This is a genomic window from Methylopila henanensis (assembly GCF_042681025.1).
Lineage (GTDB): Bacteria > Pseudomonadota > Alphaproteobacteria > Rhizobiales > Methylopilaceae > Methylopila > Methylopila henanensis.
Genome location: NZ_JBHUER010000002.1, coordinates 358,476 through 378,317, shown reverse-complemented (window position 1 = coordinate 378,317; position 19,842 = coordinate 358,476). Strand labels below are relative to the sequence as shown.

Sequence of the window (19,842 nt, the reverse complement as noted above, 5' to 3'; positions counted from 1 at the left end):
TACATGATTTTATGATCAAGAATACAATATGGGCGCCGTAAGCGCATCTTCTGGGCGCCGCGGCTCATGGCGCTCCGTAGCGCGCCAGCACGGCGGCGAGCGACGGCTCTTCCTGCGAGGCCTGGTCCGGAAGCGCGCGGCCGATGACCGCGTGCAGGTGCTCGCCCATCAGCCGCATGGCGCGCTCCTCGTCGCCGGCGTCCAGAGCCGCGACGACGCCGCGGTGCTCGGCGGTCGAGCAGTCCGCCCGGTGCGCGCGGCCGTGGACCGCAAGGATCAGCGAACTCCGCGACACCACTTCCGAGACGTAGCGTTCGAGCAGCGCGTTGCCGGTGAGCCGCGCCAGCACGATGTGGAACTCGCCGGCGAGACGGCCGGCCCCGGCGTGGTCTCCGCGCCGGCCCGCCGCATCCTCCTCGTCGATATGGGCGAGAAGGGCGGTCTTGGCCGCCGCGCTCCAGCGGCGGGCAAGGATCGCGACGACCTCGCGCTCAAGGCAGCGCCGGACGTCGAAGATGGCGCGCGCCTCGTCGGCGGTGGGAGCCGCGACCGTCGCCGTGCGCTTCGGCCTGACGTCGACGAGCCCCTCCGCGTGCAGCCGGGCGAGGGCCGCCCTGACGATGGTGCGGCTCACCCCGAAATGGCCGCCGATCTCGTCCTCGCGTAGCTTCGCGCCCGGTTTGACCGCCTGTTCTATGATGGCGCGCCGGAGCGACTGGTAGGCGATATCGGCGCGGCTGGAGGCTGACATGGGTCAGGCATAAGCGGCGGCCCCACGCGCCGCAACGGCTCCGGCGCAATCGTCTCGTATACGCGATCGCCGGTCCGAACCCGCGGCGTCCTCAGTTCGGCGCGAGCCGGCTCGCCCGGAGATCGCCGCTCTTCTCCAGCAGGCCGTAGACGGTCGCCGCGATGTGGGCCTCGATGCGCTTGAGATCGCGGGTGATGTCGAGCTGCAGGGCGCTGGTCTCGATCTGGTCCGGGCGGCCCGAACGCATCTCGGCGAAGTGACGCTCGGTCGCCTCGCGCTCCAGCGCGCGGAAGTTCTCCTTCTCCGCGACCAGCCGGCGGGCGGCGTCGGCGTCGTCCGACATGAACACCGTGACCGCAAGCCTCAGGTGCTCGCAGAGCCGGTCGTGCATGGCGTCGATCCGGCGCATGGCGGGGGCCGGCAGCAGGCGCCGGTCGTGGATGCGCTGCGCGGCCATCTCCATCAGGTTCTTGTCCACGATGTCGCCGATGTGCTCGAGGTTGATCGCGAGCGCGAGCGTGGCGAACACGCGGGCGGTCTCCTTCTCGCTCAGCCGGTCGTGGTCGATCGCGCCGATGTAGAGCTGGATCTTGTCGTACAGCGTGTCGAGCACGTCGTCGGTGCGCCGGACCTGCAGCACCCGCGCCACATCGTCATGGGCGAAGGCGGCCTGGGAGCCCTTCAGCATGTCCTCGACCACGTCGGCCATGCGCAGCACCTCGCGGGCGGCGTTGGCGAGCGCGACCGAGGGGGTCGAGAGCGCGGCGTCGTCGAGATAGAGCGGCGTCGCCGGGTCGTTCGCGGGCGGCCGGTCGGGGAGAACCCGGCGCAGGACCGCGGCGAGTTGCGGCAGCACGCCGATGAACAGCGCCGCAGTCGCGATGTTGAAGGCGAAATGAGCGAGCGCCGCGAGTCGCGCCGGGTCCGGGTCGATCGCCGCGAGCCCGTCCGCGATCGGGCCGAGGAAGGGCAGGGCGAGCGCGCAGCCGACCAGCCGGTTGATCAGATTGCCGAGCGGCGCCCGAAGCTTGGCCGGGTCTCCTCCCATGGCGTCGAGAAGCGGGTTCAGCGCGCTGCCGAGGTTGCAGCCGAGCACCATCGCGAGCGCGGCCTCGACGGTGACCACGCCCGCGCCCGCGAGCGACATGACGAGCAGCATGGCGGCGACGGAGGAATGCGCCGCCCAGCTCAAGGAGGCCGCGATCAGCACGGTGATCAGCGGCTCCTCCGTCACGGCGGCGAACAGCGTCTTGAGGGTCGCGGAGGCCTCAATCGGGCGCATCGTCTCCACCAGCAGGTGGAGCGCGAGCAGCATCAGCCCGAGCCCGACCGCGGTCTGCGCGAGGTCGCGGACGAGGCTCGACCGCGAGCGGCGGTAGACCAGCACGCCCGCGAACAGGAACAGCGGAAAGACATGGGAGACGTCGAAGGACGCGACCTGGACGATCAGGGTCGTGCCGACGTTCGCGCCCAGCATCATGGCGAGCGCGGGCGCGAGCTCGACGGCGCCTGCCGCGCTGAACGAGGCGATCATCAAAGCTGTCGCCGTCGAGGACTGCAGCAGCGCGGTCACGCCGAGGCCGGCGAGGAAGGCGTGGCCGCGCGTCTTCAGGCCTTCGCCGAGCGCGTGCCGAAGGCGGCTGCCGAAGGCGCGCTGCACGCCGCTGTTGACCACATGCACGCCCCACAGCAGCAGCGCGATCTCGCCCAGCAGTTCGATGAGGACGTGCGTGGCGCTCATGAGGCGCCGCCTGCCGGCGCGGCCATTGGAACCACGTCCCGGCGGCTCAACGCCCCCGCGCCTCGACCGCGCCGTCGATCGCCGCCTCCAGGCGGTCGAGCGCGTCGGCCATCTCGTCGCGCGTGATGGTCAGCGGCGGCGTGAGAGTGAGCACGTTGCCCATCGTGGTCTTGAACGACAGGCCGAGATCCAGCGCGCGGTACATGATGTCCTCCGCAAGCGTCCCGTCAGGGTCGGACCCGCCAGTCTTCACCATCTCGAGCCCAAGAAGAAGCCCCCGCCCGCGTGCATCGCCGATGACGTTGTGGCGGGTTTTCATCTCCGCGAGCCGCTCCAGCGCGTAGGCGCCGACCGCGGCGGCGTTCTCGACCAGCCCTTCGTCCTCGATGATCTCGATGGTGGTGAGCGCCGCCCGCGTCGTGACCGGGTTCTTCTCGTGGGTGTAGTGGCCGAAGGCCCAGTCCTGCGCGACGTCGAGCTTCGGCCGCGCGACCAGCGCCGCGATCGGCAGGACGCCGCCGCCGAGCGCCTTGCCGAGCACGAGAATGTCCGGCGTGACGCCGTCATGCTCGCAGGAGAACATCCTGCCCGTCTTGCCAAGCCCGGTCGGGATCTCGTCGAAGATCAGCTTGACGCCGTGCCTGTCGCAGATCCCGCGCACGCTCGCCCAGAAGCCGGGCGGGGCGATGTAGGGCACCGCGCGGGTCGGCTCTGCGATCAAGGCGGCCACGTCTGGGTCGCGCGAAAGCACATAGTCGATCATGCGGGCGCAGGCGGCGCCGCTTTCTTCCGCGCTCCCGGTTCCGTAGGGGCAGCGGTAGCCGCCGAAGGGCGCCACATGCAGAGCGCCCGCCACCAGCGGAGCGGCCGGCCCTGAGCGGAACAGCGTCTCGCCCGACAGCGCCCCCGCGCCGACGCCCGCGCCATGGAAGGCGTCCCAGAACGACAGCGTCTTGAACCGGCCGGTCGCGATGCGCGCCATCTTGACTGCGAGTTCGATCGCGTCGGAGCCGCCGGTGGTGAACAGGACCTTGGACAGCGTCCCCGGCGTGATCTTGGCCAGCTTCTCGGCCAGCAGCGTCGCCGGCTCGCAGGCGTAGCGCCGCGGGGCGAAGGGCAGGGCGTCCATCTGCGCGGCGATCGCCTGCTTCAGGCGCGGATGGCCGTAACCGACGTGGTGGACGTTGTTGCCGTGGAAATCCATGTAGCGGCGGCCGCCGACGTCCTCGATCCAGATCCCTTCCGCCTTCGCGATGGCGTTGAGGCATGGGGTCGAGACCGATTGGCGCAGGAAGGCGCGTTCGTCGCGCGCCAGCAGGGAGCGGGTCGGCTCGTCCAGCGCCGCCTTCTGCCAGGCGGCGCGCCGGTCGGTCAGGTTGGTGTCGCTTTCCGATTCCGCGACCAGACGGAGGGACGAGCCGCTCATCGCCGCCGCCACCGCTGTAGCCGGCCGAACACGAGCGCGGTCAGCGCCACGTGCAGCGCCTTCACGCCGATCGCGGTCGCCATGATCACCGTGCCCATGGCGGCCGCGGAGGCGACCGCGCCGGCTTCGTCCATATGCACGATCGAGATCGAGGCGAGCTTGGTGTCCGCGCCGTAGAGGAAGATCACGGCGGACACCGTCGTCATGGCGTTGACGAACATGTAGACGGCGATGTCGAGGATCGTCGGCGCGCAGATCGGCGCGGTGACGCGGCCGAAAAGCGTCCAGAACGGCCTCTTGAGCGAGGCCGAAACCGCCTCGAACTCGTGGTCGAGCTGCTTGAGGCTCGTCAGGGCGGTGATGTGGGCCACGGTGTAGTAATGCGCCACCGTGTTGATCACGAGCACGGTCAGCGTGCCGTAAAACACATTGAGCGGGTTCCACGACGCGTTGAAGAAGAACACGTAGCCGAGGCCCAGCACGAGGCCGGGCACCGCCATCGGGAGCATGGCGAGGAAATGCGCGAAGCCGCGCAAGGCCCGGTAGGGCTTGATCTTCTCGATAAGGTACGCGCCGACGAAGACGAGCGTGGTGCCGAGGACCGCGGTGAGCGCGGCGAGCTTCAGCGAGTTGAAATAGCCGCCCCAGCCGGTCGGCTCGACCTCGGCGAAGTCGTAGTTCGCGAGCGTCAGCGAGAGGTTGTAGGGCCAATAGCGCACGAACGAGCCCCAGGCCGCGACGCCGTAGGTGGCGACGATGGCGACGGCGACGAGGCATGAGAACGCGAACAGGGCGGCGTCGCGCTGGCGGTCGGGCTTCGGCTCATAAGGGACCGCGCGCGCCGAGAGCAGGGCGGTCTGGCGCTTCTGCGCCCGGCGGTCGACGAAGAAGGCGGCGACCGCCGGCAGCAGCAGCACGATGCCGACCACCGCGCCCATCGGGAAGTTCTGCTGGCCCACGACTTGGCGGTAGGCGTCGGTCGCGAGCACGTCGAACTGGCCGCCGATCACCTTGGGGATGCCGAAGTCGGTGATGACGAGCGTGAACACCACGAAGGCCGCGCTGACGAGGCCATAGCGGGCGCCAGGCAGGGTGATGGTCCAGAAGATGCGCCGCCGGGTCGTGCCCATGGCGTCGGCCGCTTCGCGCAGCCGCCCGTCCGACAGCGACAATGCGGTGGTGATGATCAGCAGCGCGTGCGGGAACGCATAGAGCGCCTCGGCCGCGACGATGCCGATCGGGCCGTAGAGCGAATTGCCCATCATCCACGAGCGGAGCATGCCTTGGTTGCCGAAGAGATAGATCAGCGCGAGCGCCGAAAGCAGCGAGGGCGCAAAGATCGGCAACAGGGCGGCCGCGGTGAACAGGCCCTTGAGCGGCATGCGGCTGCGCGTCAGCGCGTAGGCGTAGACGAACGCGATCGGGATCACGATCGCCGTGGCGAGGCCGGCGACCCACACGCTGTTGACGAGCGAGGCCATCAGCGTCGGCGTCGAGGCGTAGGTGACGAAGTTCTGCAGCCCGACGAAACGGCCATCCACGGACTGCAGGCTTTTCGACAGCAGCGCCCAAAGCGGCAGCGCGATGATCAGAACGAGAACCGCGGCGACGGCCGCGATCAGAAGGCCCGCGACCTGGGTCTCGCCGATCGCGAAGCGGCGGCCGGCCGCAGCCCGCGGGGCGGCTGCGGCCGGGATGGCGTCGACCGCCTCGCTCATCGCGGCGCGTCCGCGAACACGCGCAAAGCCTCCGGCGGGAAGGCGACGGCGCGGACCTCGCCTTCGGAGATGCCGAGGTCCCGCATGGCGTTGGCCGAGATGTCGGCGGCGATCGGCGCCGATCCGTCGGCGACCGGCGTGAGGTGGGCGCGGCAGAAGGCGCCGAGGAACGACAGTCCGCCGACCTTCGCCTCGAAGCGGTTGGGCGCGTCGGGCGCGACGCTGCGGGTCTGCACGGCCTCCGGGCGGAGCGCGAGCCGCACCGCCGCGCCGACGGGCGCGCCGGCGTCCTCCGCGACGACGAAATCGAGCGGGCCGACCTTCACGCTGCGCGGGCCGGTCACCACGGCGTCGAGGAACGTCATGTGGCCGACGAAGTCGGCGACGAAGGGGGTCGCCGGCCGGTGATAGATCTCCTCGGGCGTCCCCACCTGCTCGATCACGCCGTGGTTCATCACCACGATGCGGTCGGCCATGGCGAGCGCCTCCTCCTGGTCGTGGGTGACCATGATGGTGGTGACGCGCAGCCGCTGCTGAAGTGCGCGCATCTCGGCCCTGAGGCGGATGCGGACCTTGGCGTCGAGCGCCGACAGCGGCTCGTCGAGCAGCAGCAGGCTGGGGGAGGTGGCGAGCGCGCGGGCGAGGGCGATGCGCTGCTGCTGGCCGCCCGAGAGCTGGCTGGGAAACTTCGCGCCCTGGTCGGGCAGGCCGACGAGCGCGAGCAGTTCGTTGACGCGCTCCTCGATCTCGCGCCGCGGGCGCGAACGGTTGACGAGGCCGTAGCCGACGTTCTTCGCGACCGTCAGGTTGGGGAACAGCGCGTAGGACTGGAATACGATGCCGAAGTCGCGATCGGACGGCGGCGCGTGGGAGACGTCGCGGCCGCCGATCAGGATCGTCCCTTCGTCCTGCGGGTCGAGGCCGGCGATCGCGCGCAGCAGCGTGGTCTTCCCGCAGCCGGAGGGGCCGAGGAAGCAGACGAACTCGCCGCGCGGCACCTCAAGGTCGATGTCTTTCAGCGCGGTGAAGCCGCCGAAGCTCTTCTTCAGGTCCCGCACCTTCAGGAAGGGCGGATCGATCGTCGGAGATGAGGTCATCGAACCCTCCGGTGTGCCTGGCGTATCGGCCCGACGCCTTGTCCCGGCCTTGAGCCGGGACCTAGAACCGCGACGGTCCGGAAAAACCCTTGGTCCGTCGCGGTCGGGTCTGGAAGCGCAGCGCGTCTGGGTCCCGGCTCAAGGCCGGACAAGACGCGGGCCGCTCACTTCTTCGGCGCGGCCTTGGACTCGTAGCGCCGGGACCATTCGGCCAGCACGCGCTCGCGGTTGTCCGCCATCCAGCCGAGATCGTTCTTGATCATGGCCTTGTCGGCCCCCGCGGGATAGTTCGCAGGCGGGTTGTCCGCGCCGGGATAGGCGACCACGGCGTAGGTCTTGGCGAAGAGCTTGTTGGCGTCCTCGGTGGCGACCCAGTCGGCGATCTTCTTAGCGACTTCGAGATTCTTCGAGCCCTTGACGACGGCGCTCGCCTCCATCTCCCAGCCGACGCCTTCGGTCGGGAAGATCACCTCGATCGGCGCGCCCTTGGTCTTCTCGGAGGCGCCGCGCATGTCGAGGGCGAGGCCGACGAGCTGCTCGCCGCGGGCGGCCTGTACGCAGGGCGCGCTGCCGGAGTGCAGATAGGCCGCGATGTTGTCATGGAGCCCGTCCATGAATTTCCAGCCTTCCTCCTCCCCCATGCCCTGGAGCCAGCCCGCCACCAGCAGGTACCCAGTGCCGGACGAGGCGGGATGCGGCATCACGATCTTGCCCTTGAAGCCGGGCTGCAGCAGGTCCTTCCACGACTTCGGCGCCGCGAGGCCGCCGGCCTCGGCGGTGTTGAAGCAGACGGCGCCGAGGAAGGCGTCCATGCCCGTCCAGGTGTAGGGCTCGGTGTTGTCGCGGAAGACCTCCTTGAGCTTGTCGACGCCGGCGGGCTTGTAGGTCTCGAGCAGGCCGGCCTTCTCGAACATCAGCAGCGAGGAGGCCGCGAGCCCGACCACCATGTCGGCGCGCGGATTGTCTTTCTCAGCGAGGAAGCGGGCGGTGATGACGCCGGTGGAGTCCCGGACCCAGACCACGTCCGCCTCGGGCACGGCGGTCTCGATCGCAGCCTTGAACGGCTTGAGCTGGTCGTTTTCGAGGGCCGTATAAACCGTCACCTTGGTCTTGTCGGCCAGCGCGACGCCCGGCGTCGCAAGAGCAAAAGCAGCCGCTATACCGGCCGTGAGCCAAGTCTTCACCGTCTATCCCCTTGCGCGAGCGCTAGCCGTTTTAGGCTGTTATCAAAATCGACGTCCTTTTATATTTGACAGGCGTGACATTTCATTGACAAGAACTGATTTTCGCCACTGGCGCCTAAACTTAAGTCGCCCAGGGCATCGACCAGGTGCGGACGTTGGTGAAGCTCTTCATCGCCTCGACGACGCCTTCCTTGTAGCCGAGACCGGAATCCTTGATTCCGCCGAAAGGCGACATCTCGATCCGGTAGCCCGGCACTTCCCAGACGTTGACGGTGCCAACCTCGAGCTCGGCGACGAAGCGCGCCACATAGTCGAGCCGGTCTGTGCAGACGCCCGAGGACAGGCCGTAATCGGTCGAGTTCGAGATGCGGATGACCTCCGCGATGTCGTCAGGGCAGCGCACGATCGGGATCACCGGGCCGAAGGTCTCCTCGTGCACCAGCTCGCAATCGTACGGCACGCGGTCGACGACCGTCGGGGCGAATAGCGCCCCCCGGCGCGGCGCGCCGTGCAGAACCTCGGCGCCCCTGGCCACGGCGTCGTTCACCCGGGTCTCGAACAGGATCGCGGAGCGCTCGTTGATCACCGTGCCGACGTCCGTCGCCGGGTCCATCGGGTCGCCGGACTTGAGCTTCTTCGCCTTCTCGACGACGAGCTTGGAGAATTCGTCCGCGACCGCGCTAACCACGAGGATGCGCTTCACCGCCGTGCAGCGCTGGCCGGAGTTCTTGGTCGCGCCGGCGACCGCAAGCTCCGCGGCCTTGTCGAGATCGGCGTCCTCCATGACGATCAGCGGGTCGTTGCCGCCGAGCTCCAGCACGATGCGCTTGTAGCCGGCGGTGTTGGCGATGTGCTTGCCCACCCGCACCGATCCGGTGAAGGTCACGAGATCCGCGTCCGGGTCGGTGATCATGGCGTCGCCCATGGTGGACGGGTTGCCGGTCACGACCGAGAGCATCTCCGGCGGCAGGCCCGCCTCGTAGAGCACGTCGGCGAGCGCGAGCGCGGTCAGCGGCGTCAGTTCGGTGGGCTTCAGCACCAGCCGGTTGTTGGTGGCGATTGCGGGCGCGAGCTTGTGGCTCACCATGTTGAGCGGGTGGTTGAACGGCGTGATCGCCGAGATAACCCCGAGCAGCGGCGTGCGCGTCGTGAAGATCTTGCGCGCCTTGCCGTTCGGCGAGATGTCGCAGGAGTAGATTTCGCCGTCGTCCTTGATCGTGAGCTGCGCCGCGAAGGACCAGACGTCGTAGGCGCGGGACGCCTCGTAGAGCCCGTCCTTCCAGCAGAGGCCGGTCTCGGCGACGATCAGGCGCGCGAACTCTTCGCGACGGTCGCGCAGCAGTTCGGCCGTCTTCTGTAGGATTTGCTGGCGCTCGTAGCGGGTGAGCTTCGGCTTGAAGGCGCGCGCCTTGGCGAAGGCCTCTCGGACGTGTTCGGCGCGGGCGGCTGGAACAGTGCCGACGACCGAGTTGTCGTACGGATTGAAGACCTCGACGAAGTCGTCCGTCTGGACGAGCTTGCCCGCGATCCGCATGGATTCCTTGCGGAAGGGCGGCTTGACGTTGGCGTTCATGATCAGCGCACCAGGTTGAGCGCGACGTCGAAGACGTCGAAGTTTCGGAGCGTCCGGCCGGCCGGAACCTCGATCGCGCGGTTCGCGATCATCGGCACCGTCTGCTCGGTGAGCCCGCCATGGCTGCGCAGCGGCTCCGTCAGGCCGGAAAGATCGTGCTTCGCCGCAGACGTGCCGAGCACCTTGTGGCGGTCCGAGAGCACCACGACGTCGCCGATGCGGTCGGCCGGCAGCTCGAAGCGGTCGCAGGCTTCCGCCGCCGTGATCGCGACGGTGACGCCATCGATCGCCTTGGCGATGTCGATGACGGCAGGCGCCGTGTCGGCGTCCACATAGACGGTGGCGAACGAGCCCAGCGCGCCGTGATGGGCGACGTAAGGATCGGTGATCGGCAGGATGACGCGGGCGACGCCGGCGCCGAGCTTCTCGTCGAGGATCTCCTGAAGGTAGATCACGTCGGGCGAACCGTCGGCGAGATGCTTGTCGTTCATGCCGTGGTCGGCGGTCATGACGAGCGTGCAGCCGGCGGCGTCGAGCGCGCCCACATAGACGTCGAACATCGCATAGAAGCTGTTCGCGACCTCCGATCCCGGCGCCGCCTTGTGCTGCACGTAGTCGGTCGTCGACAGGTACATCACGTCCGGGCGGAAGCTCCGGAGCAGCTCGACGCCGGCGGCGAACACGAACTCGGACAGGTCGGCGGAGTAGACCTCCGGCAGCGGACGATCGACGAAGTCGAGCACGTTCTCGATGCCGTTCTCGGCCATGTTCGCCTTGTCGGCCTTCTCGGAGGAGAAGGCGATCGCCGTTCCGCTCGTGAAGTCGAGGCCCTTGCCGAGCAGGGTCCGGAGCTTGTCCTTCGCAGTCACCATGGCGACCTTGAGCCCGGCCTTCTGGAACTCGGCGAGGATGGTCGGGGCGCGCAGAAACTTCGCGTCGTTCATCATGACTTCGACGCCCGCCTCGCGGTCGTAGAAGAAGTTGCCGGCGATGCCGTGCACGGCCGGCGGGCGGCCGGTGATGATCGAGAGGTTGTTCGGGTTGGTGAAGCTCGGGATCACCGAGAGCGCGGTGGTGTTGGCGCCTGTTTTCATCAGCCGGTCGAGGTTCGGCGCGAGGCCTGCCGCGATCGCCTCCTCGATGTAGCCGGGCTCGGACCCGTCGATGCAGATCACGACGACCGGCTTTTCGGGCCTCCGGTAGCTCCGGCCGTTGACGACCACGTCCGCGCCGACGTTCACGTGCATGTTCATGGGGCCTTGTCCCTCTGGCCTCGCCCGTCATCCCGTACGGCCGCAGGCCGGGTCGGGATCGTCTTCCGGGAGAAGCGTCCAATCCTGCTCACGATCCTGGCGCGCCGCGGCTGACGCCGCTGTCGCCGGGACGACGCCATTGCCTCACGCCGCTGACTTCAGGCCGACGCCCATGTCCTTCAGCACCTCGGACACCACGCCGACGAAGGCCTTCATGTCCTTCGCGTGCAGATCGCCGATGCAGCCGATGCGGAAACTGTCCGCCACCGTCAGCTTGCCGGGGTAGATCACATAGCCGCGGTCCTTCAGCGCGTCGTAGAAGCGCTGAAACGCGAAGGCCGGGTCCTTGGGCATGTGAAAGGTCACGATGATCGGGGCCTGCCGCGCCTCGGGCAGCAGCGGTTCGAAGCCGAGCGCCCGCATGCCGTCGATCAGGATGCGGGCGTTGTCGGCGTAACGCTCGCCGCGCCCGGCCACGCCGCCCTCGGCCCAGAACTCCTTGAGCGCCTCATGAAACGCGACGATGACGTGGATCGGCGGCGTGAAGCGGTACTGGCCGGTCGTCGAGATCGCCTGGTGCTGGTCATGGAGATCGAGCACCAGCGTGGTGGCGTTGCCCTTGGTCTCCGCCAGCGCCGTCTTTCGGGCGAGCACGAAGCCCAGTCCCGGAACGCCCTGGATGCACTTGTTCGAGGAGGCCGCGACCGCGTCGAAGGCGACCTCGCGGGCGTCGAGCGGCAGCGCCCCGAAGGCGCTCATGGCGTCGATCAGCAGGCGGCGGCCGTGCCGGGCGACCAGCGCCGCGATCGCCTCCACCGGGTTGCGGATGCCGCTCGTGGTCTCGCAGTGGACGGCGAAGACATGGGTGATCGCGGGATCGGCCTCGAGAATCCGCTCGATCTCCGCGAGGTCCGGGGGCGTGTCCTCGGGCGTCTCGTGCATCACGCTGGCGCGCCCGGCGACGTCGAGGATCTTCTTGGCGCGCAGGCCGTAGGCGCCGTTCACCAGAACGAGGACCTTGCCGGAGCGGGGCACGAAGGTCGTCAGCATCGCCTCGACCGCGAAGGTGCCCGAGCCCTGCATCGGCACGGTCACGAACTCCGCCTCGCCGTGGATGATCTTCGGCAAACCGTCGAGCACCGCTTTGTTGATCGCGATGAAGGTTGCGTCGCGCGAGCCCCAGTCGTGGAACATGACTGCTTTGACGGCCTTGGAGGTCGTCAGCGGGCCGGGCGTCAGCAGCAGCGGGTCGCCGGTTTCGGATCGGGCGATGGAGGCGGAGGCCATAAGCGTCTCGTCCAGCTCGTCGTTGATGACGAGAGGGAGGCTAGCCGCTCGGTCTCGAATAGGTCCAATATGGAGTTTGCATCGCATCTATAGATAGGATCTATGCACTGTGGCGATCAGTTCTTCTGGCCTCGCCGCCTTCCACGCCGTCGCCCAGGCCGAGAGCTTCACCAAGGCGGCCCGCGCCCGCAACGTCAGCCAGCCGACCCTGTCCGCCCAGGTCCGGGCGCTGGAGGAGGCTTACGGCGTCCGCCTGTTCGACCGCGTCGGGCGGAGCGTGAAGCTGACGCCGCTGGGGCAGAGCCTGTTCGTCATCACCGCGCGCCTGTTCGCCGCCGAGGACGAGGCCGAGGCGCTGCTCGCGGGCGTCCGCACGCTGTCCCGCGGGCATCTCCGGATCGCGGCCGACAGCGCCGCCCATGTGATGCCGGCGCTCGGCCGCATCCGCGAGCGGCATCCCGGCCTCACCTTCTCGCTCTCCATCGGCAATTCGTCCGACGTGCTGAGCCAGCTGATCGACTACGCCGCCGACGTGGCGGTGACGGCCAAGCAGACCTCCGACCCTCGCATCCGCAGCGTGCGGCTGAGCGCGGACCGCCTCGTGGGCTTCGTCCGCGCCGACCACGCCTTCGCGGGCCGGCCGTCCGTTCCGATCGAGGCATTCGTCGGACAGGACGTGGTTTTGCGCGAGCGGGGCTCCGTGACCCGCGAGGTGTTCGAGCTGCGGCTGGCGGAGGCCGGCGTGCGGCCCGGCCATCTGCTTGAGGTGCAGACCCGCGAGGCGGTGCGCGACGCGGTCGCCACCGGCTTCGGGATCGGCGTGATCTTCGGCGCCGAGTTCCGCGACGGCGAAGGTCTCGCCCGCGTCGAGATCACGGGCGCGGACCTCGCCGTCGCCGAATACGCCGTGTGCCTGGAGGAGCGCCGCCGGATCCCGTTGGTGCGCAGCTTCATGGAGGCGGTGCAACAGATGGACGAGCGCTGAGTCACGGATCGGAGGCGCCGGACGCAGCTTCGAGAAGCGCCAGAAGCTCGCGCCGGCCGTCGCGCTCGACGAACCCGAGAAGCACGGCCGCCGCCGCGGCGCGGGCGCGTCGTGTCAGTTCGGCGGCCGGAATTTCGCCCGCCGTCCAGAACGACAGCACGCCGCGGAAGGCGACGGCGAGCTGATCCGGGAGCGCGGCGATCGCGACAAGCCTCGTCCCGGCGGCCAGCCCGGCGCCTGCGCCAAGCGCCTCGGTCCAATAGGCGCTCGAATTCGAAGACACTCCGCCCGGCTCGGCGCCCGGCGAGCCGATCGCCGCCATCACGGCGCGGTTCACATCCGGCGCGCCGAGCATGACCTCGACGGCGATATCGACCGCGACGAGAACGCGCCCGCCCGCGTCGTCAGGCAGCGCGGCCGTCGCGAGACGCTGGCGCATCGCGTCGATGCGGCGCGCCGACAGCGCGAGCATGATCGCGGCCTTGCTTCCGAACTGGTTGAAGGGCGTCGCGAAACTCACGCCGGCCTCCTCCGCGAGGTCGCGCATCGAGAACGCCGCGGCGCCGCGCCCGAGGAGGCGCTCGGCGGCGTCCAGGACGCGCTCGCGCATGTCCGGCTTCGGCCGCTCTGGTCGAGGCTTGTTTTGAACCATGGAATTTTATATCTTGATATAAATCATAGGTCGATCGCCAAGCGAGGCTTCCATGGCCAGATCAAAAACCTTTCTCATCACCGGCGTCAGCTCCGGCCTCGGCAAGGCCTTCGCCGCAGCCGCTCTCGCCGACGATCATCGCGTCATCGGCGTCGTCCGTCGACACGAGGATGCGGCGCGCTTCGGCGCATCCGACGGCGCGTTTCCGCTCGTGCTCGACGTGACGGACTACGCGGCGGTCCCGGCGGCGGTCCGCGCGGCGGAGCGTGAGGCCGGTCCGATCGACGTGCTGGTCAACAACGCCGGCTACGGCCACGAAGGCGCTTTGGAGGAGTCCTCGATCGACGATCTGCAGCGGCAGTTCGCCGCCAACGTCTTCGGGCCGGTCGCGATGATGAAGGCCGTCCTGCCCGGCATGCGCGAGCGGCGGAGCGGCCACATCATCAACGTCACGTCGATGGGCGGATTCGTGGGCGTGCCCGGCGTCAGCTTCTATTGCGGCAGCAAGTTCGCGCTCGAGGGCATCTCGGAGTCTCTCGGCAAGGAGCTGGCGTCGTTCGGCGTAAAGGTGACCGCGCTCGCGCCCGGGCAATTCCGCACGGATTGGGCGGGCCGCTCGATGGATCGCACCGCCCGCAGCATCGACGACTACGACATGGTCATGGACCCGCTTCGCGCGGCGCGCCGGGCGAAAAGCGGGAATCAGCCGGGCGATCCCGACAAGGCGGCGCAGGCGCTGCTTCGGCTGGTCGAGGCCGACAACCCGCCCTCGCGCCTGTTCCTGGGCGAGGACGCGCTCGGCCTGGTCGCGCAGAAGCTCGAACAGCTGAAGGCGGAGATGACGGAATGGGACGCCGTTTCGCGCTCGACGAATTTCGCCTGAGCTAGCCCATCCGCATCAGCGCCAGCGCGCCGACGATAAGCACGGCGGAGACCGCGCGGCTCCACTGCAGCGGCTCCTTGAGCAGGACCACCGCGATCAGGGCCGCGAACAGCACGCTCGACTCCCGCACCGCCGCCACCAGCGGGATCGCGGCCACCGTCATCGCCCAGATCGCGATCCAATAGGAGCCGAGCGACATCGCCCCGCCCGCGAGGCCCTGCAGCAGGTACGGCCGCATGGGCGCGAGGCCCGAAAGGCCGCGCCGCCAGAGCGCGAACAGCAGGAGCGGGAAAGCGTCGATCACGAACAGCGTCGCGGAATAGGCGTGCGGATCGCCCGAAACCCGCGCCCCGACGCCGTCGACCAGCGTGTAGCCGCAGATCATGAGCGCGGTCAGCCCGGCGTAGCCGAGCGCGACAGGATCGAACGCCGCGCCCTTCCGGCGGCCGAGGACCGAGATCATCATCACGCCGCCGCCGAGCGTCGCGACGCCCGCGATCTGCAGCGGGGAGAGACTCTCGCCCAGCAGCAGCAGGCTCGCGGTGACGGTGAGCAGCGGCGCGCCCCCGCGGGCGATCGGGTAGACCTGGCTCATGTCGGCCCGCTCGTAGGCCTTGGTCAGCGCGATGTAGTAGCCGAGGTGCAGCGCGATCGAGCCCAGCAGCCACGGCCAGGCTTCGAGCTTCGGAACGCCGAGGAACGGCCAGACCGGCAGAGCCACGAGCCCGGCGCCCGCGGTGACCAGCGTCATCGCGAGGAAGGGCTCGATCCGGAGCTTGAGAAACGCATTCCAGCCGGCGTGCATGGCGGCCGCGGCCAGCACGGCGAAGAAGACGTGGAGCTCCATCAGGCGGGCCAAGCGACGAAGGAGGAGGCGCATGACAACCCGTCATGCCCGGCGAAGCCGGGTATCCGCGACGTGGACGTCAAACGCGTCCCATCGTCTTGGATACCCGCGCGAATGCGCGGGCATGACGGCGCGCTTGATCCAAACCTGTCGGGCTTAGGATGCCCCGGAGAGGCCGGGGCATGACGAGCTTTATCCTGCCAAGGTCGCGGGTCTGGGTCCCGACTCGAGGCCGGGACAAGAAGGACGGCGCGTCTCATCCCACGCGCCTCAAAACGTCGGGCGTGGAGGTCTCAACGCCTTGCGGACCGAGGAACGGCGTCAGGCTCGCCCGCACCGGCAGCCTCTCCCCGCCAGCGTCGATCGTGAGCCGCAGCGCGTCCAGCGCGCCCTGGTCCGGCGCGCGGCCGGCGTCGATCCACGCGAGCGCGACCACGCCGCCAAGCGTCGCGCCATAGGCGGCGGAGGTGACCTCGCCGACGGCGACGTCGTCCGCCAGCAGAAGCTCGCCGCCCCAGGCCATCTGCGCGCCCGGCTCCGGACCAAGCAGCGAGACGAGGCGCCTCGTCGGCGCAGGCCCTGCTCGAGCGGCGAGCACCGCGTCGCGGCCGATGAAGTCGCCCTTGGCGAGGTCGATCACGCAACCGAGGTCGCAGGCGTCGGGCGTGAGGTCCGGCGACGTCTCGCGGCCCCACGCACGGAACCCCTTCTCGATGCGCAGCGCGTCGAGGGCGTAGTAGCCGGCGTCGCGCAGGCCGAAGGCTGAGCCCGCGGCGGTCAGCGCGTCGTAGACGCCCGCTGCGAACTCGGTCGCGACATAAAGCTCATAGCCGAGCTCGCCGGCGTAGGAGCGGCGGGCGGCGAGCACGGTCGCGAAACCCACCGCCATCTCCCGCACGGCGTTCGGCGGAAACGCCGCGTCGTCGAGGGCGGCGTCGGTCAGCGTCGCCAGCAGGTCGCGGGAGCGCGGCCCCATCAGGCCCAGCACGGCGTAGGCCGAGGTGACGTCGGTCAGCGTCGCCCGCGCGTCGTCAAGGTGTCGGCGGATCCAATCGGCGTCCCGGACCGGCTGGCCGGACCCGGCGACGATAAGGAAGGCCTCGGGGCCAAGCCGCGCGACGGTGACCTCCGCTTCGATCCCCCCGCGGACATTCAGCATCGGCGTATAGGCGCTGTCGCCGACGGCGAGCGCCACGTCGGCTGCGCAGAGACGCTGCAGCGCGGCCTCGGCGTCGGGACCCTCCAGCCGTAGCTTGGCGAAGGAGGTCATGTCGAACAGAGCGACCGCCTCGCGCGCCGCGCGCTGCTCCGCGGCGCAGGCCTCCAGCCAGTTCGGCCGGCCGAAGCCATAGGCGATCTCGCGGTCGTGGGGGCCGGTCGCAAAGTAGTTCGCGCGCTCCCATCCCATCTTGGAACCGAACACCGCGCCTTTCGCCTTCAGCCGCTCGTAGACCGGCGAGGTGCGGAACGGCCGCGCCGTGACGAGCTCCCGGTTCGGCCAAGGCATGGCGTAGTGCAGGCCGAGCGTCTCCTTCACGCGCTCCTTCAGCCAGACTGGGTTGGCGTTGAAGGCGGCGAAGCGGCGGATGTCGACCGGCCAGAGGTCCTGCGTCGGCTCGCCCGCGACGATCCATTCCGCGAGCGCCCGCCCCGCTCCTCCCGCGGAGGCGATGCCAGCGGAGTTGAAGCCGGCGCCCACGAACAGGCCCCGGACCTCCGGCGTCTCGCCCAGCAGGAAGTTGTTGTCCGGCGTGAAGCTCTCGGGGCCGTTGACGGTGGTCCGGATCGCGGCGGTCTCGAGCGCCGGCACGCGCGTCAGCGCGTTCTCCATCAGGATCTCGAACTGATCGTGGTCGTCCGGCAGCAACTGGAACTCGAAGTCGTCCGGAATCCCGCCCATGCCCCAAGGCTTCGCGTCCGGCTCGAAGCCGCCCATCACCAGGCCGCCGACCTCCTCCTTGAAGTAGATGAAGCCGTCGGGGTCGCGCATGACGGGCAGGTCGGGATGCACGCCCTCGATGCGCTCGGTGACGAGGTAGAAGTGTTCGGCCGAGTGCAGCGGGATCGAGACGCCGCACATCTTGCCGAACTGGCGCGACCACTGCCCGGCGCAGATTGCGACCGTCTCGCAGGCGATCGCGCCGCGCGAGGTCGCGACGCCCCGGATGCGGCCCTCGGTGATGCTGACGCCGGTCACCCGCGTCTTCTCGAAGATCCTGGCCCCGCCGGTCCGCGCGCCGCGCGCCAGCGCTTGGGTGAGGTCGGTCGGGTTGGCCTTGCCGTCGCCCGGCAGCCAAACGCCGCCGACGAGGTCGTCGGTGCGCATGACAGGCCACTTCTCGCCGGCCTCGGCGGCCGAGAGTTCGTGAATCTCGACGCCCTGCGCCCGCGCCGAGGCGATGGTGCGGCGGAGCTGTGTCATGCGGTCGGTCGTGCGGGCGACGGACACCGAGCCGCACTGCTTCCAGCCCGTGCCGAGTCCTGTCTCGGCCTCGAGCCGCGAATAGAGCTCGGTGGAATAGCGGATCAAACGGGTCATGCTGGCCTGCGCGCGCAGCTGCCCCACGAGCCCCGCCGCGTGCCAGGTCGTCCCGCTCGACAGCCGCCCCTGCTCCAGCACCACGACGTCGCGATGCCCGAGCTGCTTCAGATGGTAGGCGAGCGAGCAGCCCACGATGCCGCCGCCGATGACGACGATTTCAGCCTGGGTCGGGAACGGCGCGAGCGACATGGGGAACCTCCAGCGTAGGGAGGACGCTAGCGGCGGCGAGCCTCGCGATCAAGCAAAAAACCACAAAAAATCACATTATGCCTCGTCGGCGACGAGGCAGGCGACGCCCTTGGCGCGCAGCGCGGCCTTAAGCTTCGGCGGCGGCGCGACGTCCACCAGCAGCGCCGCGGGCGGACGCGTCCAGGGGATGCGGGCGGGGCCGGCGCGGCCGAACTTGGCGTGGTCGGCGACGAGGTAGCCGGCCCGCGCCGCGTCGAGCATCACCGCCCGCGTCTCAGCCTCGACGCGTGAGAACACGGTGACGTCGCCCTCCGGCGTGACGCCGCCGACGCCGACGAAGGCGAGGTCGAGCCGGTAGCGCGGCAGCATGGCGAGCACGTCGAGGCCGACCGTCGCCTCGTCGTCCGGGTCGACCTCGCCGCCGAGCATGGTGACCTTCACGCCCGCCCGCACCAGCGTCAGCGCGTCGGCGAGCGAGGTGGCGCATATGGTGACGCCCTTCGGCGGACGCGCGGCGAGCGCCGCGGCGATGGCGTGGGTGGTGGCGCCGGAATCGAGCAGGACCACCATGCCGTCCTCCACCATGGCGGCGGCGGCGCGGCCGATCGCGGCCTTGCCCTCGGCGTTCTCGCGGGCGCGCTCGGCGAAGGGCGGATCGCCCACGCCGCGCTTCAGCGCGCCGCCATGGGCGACGTCGAGCCGTCCCTGCGCCGCGAGCGCCTTGAGGTCGCGCCGGATGGTTTCGCGCGAGACGCCGAAGCGCGCGGCGAGCTCCTCGACGCTGGCGCTGCCGGCGGCTTCCACGCTCTCCAGGATTTCGTGCAGGCGCCGGGCGGCGATCGGGCGGGCCATGAAGCGTCCGTGAGCGGTGAGGGCGACAGAACATGCGGAGGCGCGCCGCGGGTGGCAAGAACGCGGTCGGATGGCGATGATGGAAAAGGGGGGGCGGCTCTACGCGCTGCGGCGCGGCTCTTGCCCGAAACGCTTCGGTCGAGACCAAGCGAAGATTGTCGGCTGGTACAAAGAATTCGGACGGGGGCGCGGCTCAATCGAGCGCGTTGTCCCTCGTCCGCAGGTCATGCTGGATCGGAAGAATTACGCTGGCCGTGTCGTCCGATGTCACCGGGTGCGCGCCGGCTGCGTGCTGGACACCGCTTCGGCGTGGTACCAGGCTCCGGCGTCGACCACCGGCAAGGATGCGGTCGCAAGCGCTGCGGCGAGCGCGCCGTTATGGGGATTGGAGGACGCGAAACGCCCCCGGGCGGGGAAGGCCAGGATCGTCGCCGATCCCGTGGTCTGGACTGTCTGCATCGGTCTGCTCCTTTCAGTGATGCCTTGACGCTCTAATGTAGCAGACGGTGCGCTCTTTTTAAGCGATCTGCCTAGTAAAAAAGCACAAATCGCTCACAATATCAGCATTGCCCCTGGCGCCGATTTGCGCGCCAAGTCGCCGGCTTCTCGTGCGGGGCGGGTATGCGCTGGTCGCCCGTCGGCGCGCGGCGCGGGACCCGCGCCGCGTGCGTCGGCGCCGCGGCGGGCTGGCCTCGTCCGCAGATTTCACGGTCGGCAGGCCTCGCCGGTGCCTCGGATTTCCGCATGCCTGGGCGGACGGCCGCGGCCCGGCGCCGTGGGTAGTCACGCGCCTAGAGGGCTATCTGGCACGAGACATGCTTTTGGCAGGCTGGCGGTTGCGCGCGGAGCTGATCCGGCGTCA

General features: G+C 69.3%; 16 protein-coding genes. 2 read left to right on the top strand and 14 right to left on the bottom strand.

Features of this window, described 5'->3' with window-relative positions:
* Positions 1-64: 64 nt before the first annotated feature.
* The 9 genes from ACFSCV_RS04440 to ACFSCV_RS04400 all read right to left on the bottom strand — a co-directional run bounded on the left by ACFSCV_RS04440 (position 65) and on the right by ACFSCV_RS04400 (position 12,030).
* Positions 65-751: a GntR family transcriptional regulator gene (locus ACFSCV_RS04440; protein WP_378797368.1), complete on the bottom strand. Its 687-nt coding sequence runs from the start codon at positions 749-751 to the stop codon at positions 65-67.
* Between the two features lie 91 nt (positions 752-842).
* Positions 843-2,492, bottom strand: a complete 1,650-nt coding sequence (locus ACFSCV_RS04435) for a Na/Pi cotransporter family protein (RefSeq protein WP_378797366.1) — start codon at positions 2,490-2,492, stop codon at positions 843-845.
* Positions 2,493-2,538: 46 nt separating this feature from the next.
* Positions 2,539-3,918 carry a (R)-1-hydroxy-2-aminoethylphosphonate ammonia-lyase gene (gene pbfA / locus ACFSCV_RS04430; protein ID WP_378797364.1) on the bottom strand — a complete coding sequence of 460 codons (1,380 nt, stop codon included), beginning with the start codon at positions 3,916-3,918 and terminating at the stop codon, positions 2,539-2,541.
* Entirely contained in the window at positions 3,915-5,636 is a 1,722-nt protein-coding gene (locus tag ACFSCV_RS04425) for a putative 2-aminoethylphosphonate ABC transporter permease subunit (protein ID WP_378797363.1), read from the bottom strand. Before ACFSCV_RS04425 ends, pbfA begins: the two co-directional genes overlap by 4 nt.
* Positions 5,633-6,733 (bottom strand): putative 2-aminoethylphosphonate ABC transporter ATP-binding protein, encoded by a 1,101-nt coding sequence (locus ACFSCV_RS04420; RefSeq protein WP_378797361.1) that lies wholly within the window; start codon positions 6,731-6,733, stop codon positions 5,633-5,635. Before ACFSCV_RS04420 ends, ACFSCV_RS04425 begins: the two co-directional genes overlap by 4 nt.
* A gap of 164 nt (positions 6,734-6,897) precedes the next feature.
* On the bottom strand, positions 6,898-7,917 hold the full coding sequence (locus ACFSCV_RS04415) for a putative 2-aminoethylphosphonate ABC transporter substrate-binding protein (RefSeq protein WP_378797359.1): 1,020 nt from the start codon (positions 7,915-7,917) through the stop codon (positions 6,898-6,900).
* Positions 7,918-8,038: 121 nt separating this feature from the next.
* The gene (gene phnY, locus ACFSCV_RS04410) at positions 8,039-9,493 is read right to left on the bottom strand and encodes a phosphonoacetaldehyde dehydrogenase (protein WP_378797477.1); all 1,455 of its coding nucleotides are present in this window, start codon (positions 9,491-9,493) and stop codon (positions 8,039-8,041) included.
* Complete coding sequence (gene phnA / locus ACFSCV_RS04405) at positions 9,493-10,737, bottom strand: phosphonoacetate hydrolase (protein ID WP_378797475.1); 1,245 nt, start codon at positions 10,735-10,737, stop codon at positions 9,493-9,495. Before phnA ends, phnY begins: the two co-directional genes overlap by 1 nt.
* Before the next feature lie 150 nt (positions 10,738-10,887).
* Entirely contained in the window at positions 10,888-12,030 is a 1,143-nt protein-coding gene (locus tag ACFSCV_RS04400; RefSeq protein WP_378797357.1) for a 2-aminoethylphosphonate--pyruvate transaminase, read from the bottom strand.
* A 109-nt stretch (positions 12,031-12,139) separates the two neighbouring features.
* On the opposite strand from ACFSCV_RS04400, the gene ACFSCV_RS04395 reads away from it, so the two are divergent.
* Positions 12,140-13,015: a LysR substrate-binding domain-containing protein gene (locus tag ACFSCV_RS04395; RefSeq protein WP_378797355.1), complete on the top strand. Its 876-nt coding sequence runs from the start codon at positions 12,140-12,142 to the stop codon at positions 13,013-13,015.
* Position 13,016: 1 nt separating this feature from the next.
* Here the strand turns inward: ACFSCV_RS04395 and ACFSCV_RS04390 are convergent, their stop codons facing one another.
* A complete protein-coding gene (locus ACFSCV_RS04390) occupies positions 13,017-13,625 on the bottom strand; it encodes a TetR/AcrR family transcriptional regulator (RefSeq protein ID WP_378797353.1) in 609 nt (202 codons plus the stop codon).
* A 94-nt stretch (positions 13,626-13,719) separates the two neighbouring features.
* Here ACFSCV_RS04390 and ACFSCV_RS04385 point away from each other — a divergent pair, with 94 nt between their 5' ends.
* Positions 13,720-14,550, top strand: coding sequence for an oxidoreductase (locus tag ACFSCV_RS04385; RefSeq protein ID WP_378797351.1), 831 nt, complete (start codon positions 13,720-13,722; stop codon positions 14,548-14,550).
* Between the two features lies 1 nt (position 14,551).
* Here the strand turns inward: ACFSCV_RS04385 and ACFSCV_RS04380 are convergent, their stop codons facing one another.
* From ACFSCV_RS04380 to ACFSCV_RS04365, 4 genes are all read right to left on the bottom strand, one after another.
* On the bottom strand, positions 14,552-15,397 hold the full coding sequence (locus tag ACFSCV_RS04380; RefSeq protein ID WP_378797349.1) for an EamA family transporter: 846 nt from the start codon (positions 15,395-15,397) through the stop codon (positions 14,552-14,554).
* 256 nt (positions 15,398-15,653) lie between these two features.
* Positions 15,654-18,128: a GcvT family protein gene (locus ACFSCV_RS04375; RefSeq protein ID WP_378797347.1), complete on the bottom strand. Its 2,475-nt coding sequence runs from the start codon at positions 18,126-18,128 to the stop codon at positions 15,654-15,656.
* A gap of 75 nt (positions 18,129-18,203) precedes the next feature.
* A complete protein-coding gene (locus tag ACFSCV_RS04370; protein WP_378797345.1) occupies positions 18,204-18,980 on the bottom strand; it encodes a DeoR/GlpR family DNA-binding transcription regulator in 777 nt (258 codons plus the stop codon).
* Between the two features lie 267 nt (positions 18,981-19,247).
* Positions 19,248-19,439: a DUF2735 domain-containing protein gene (locus tag ACFSCV_RS04365; RefSeq protein ID WP_378797343.1), complete on the bottom strand. Its 192-nt coding sequence runs from the start codon at positions 19,437-19,439 to the stop codon at positions 19,248-19,250.
* Positions 19,440-19,842 lie beyond the last annotated feature (403 nt).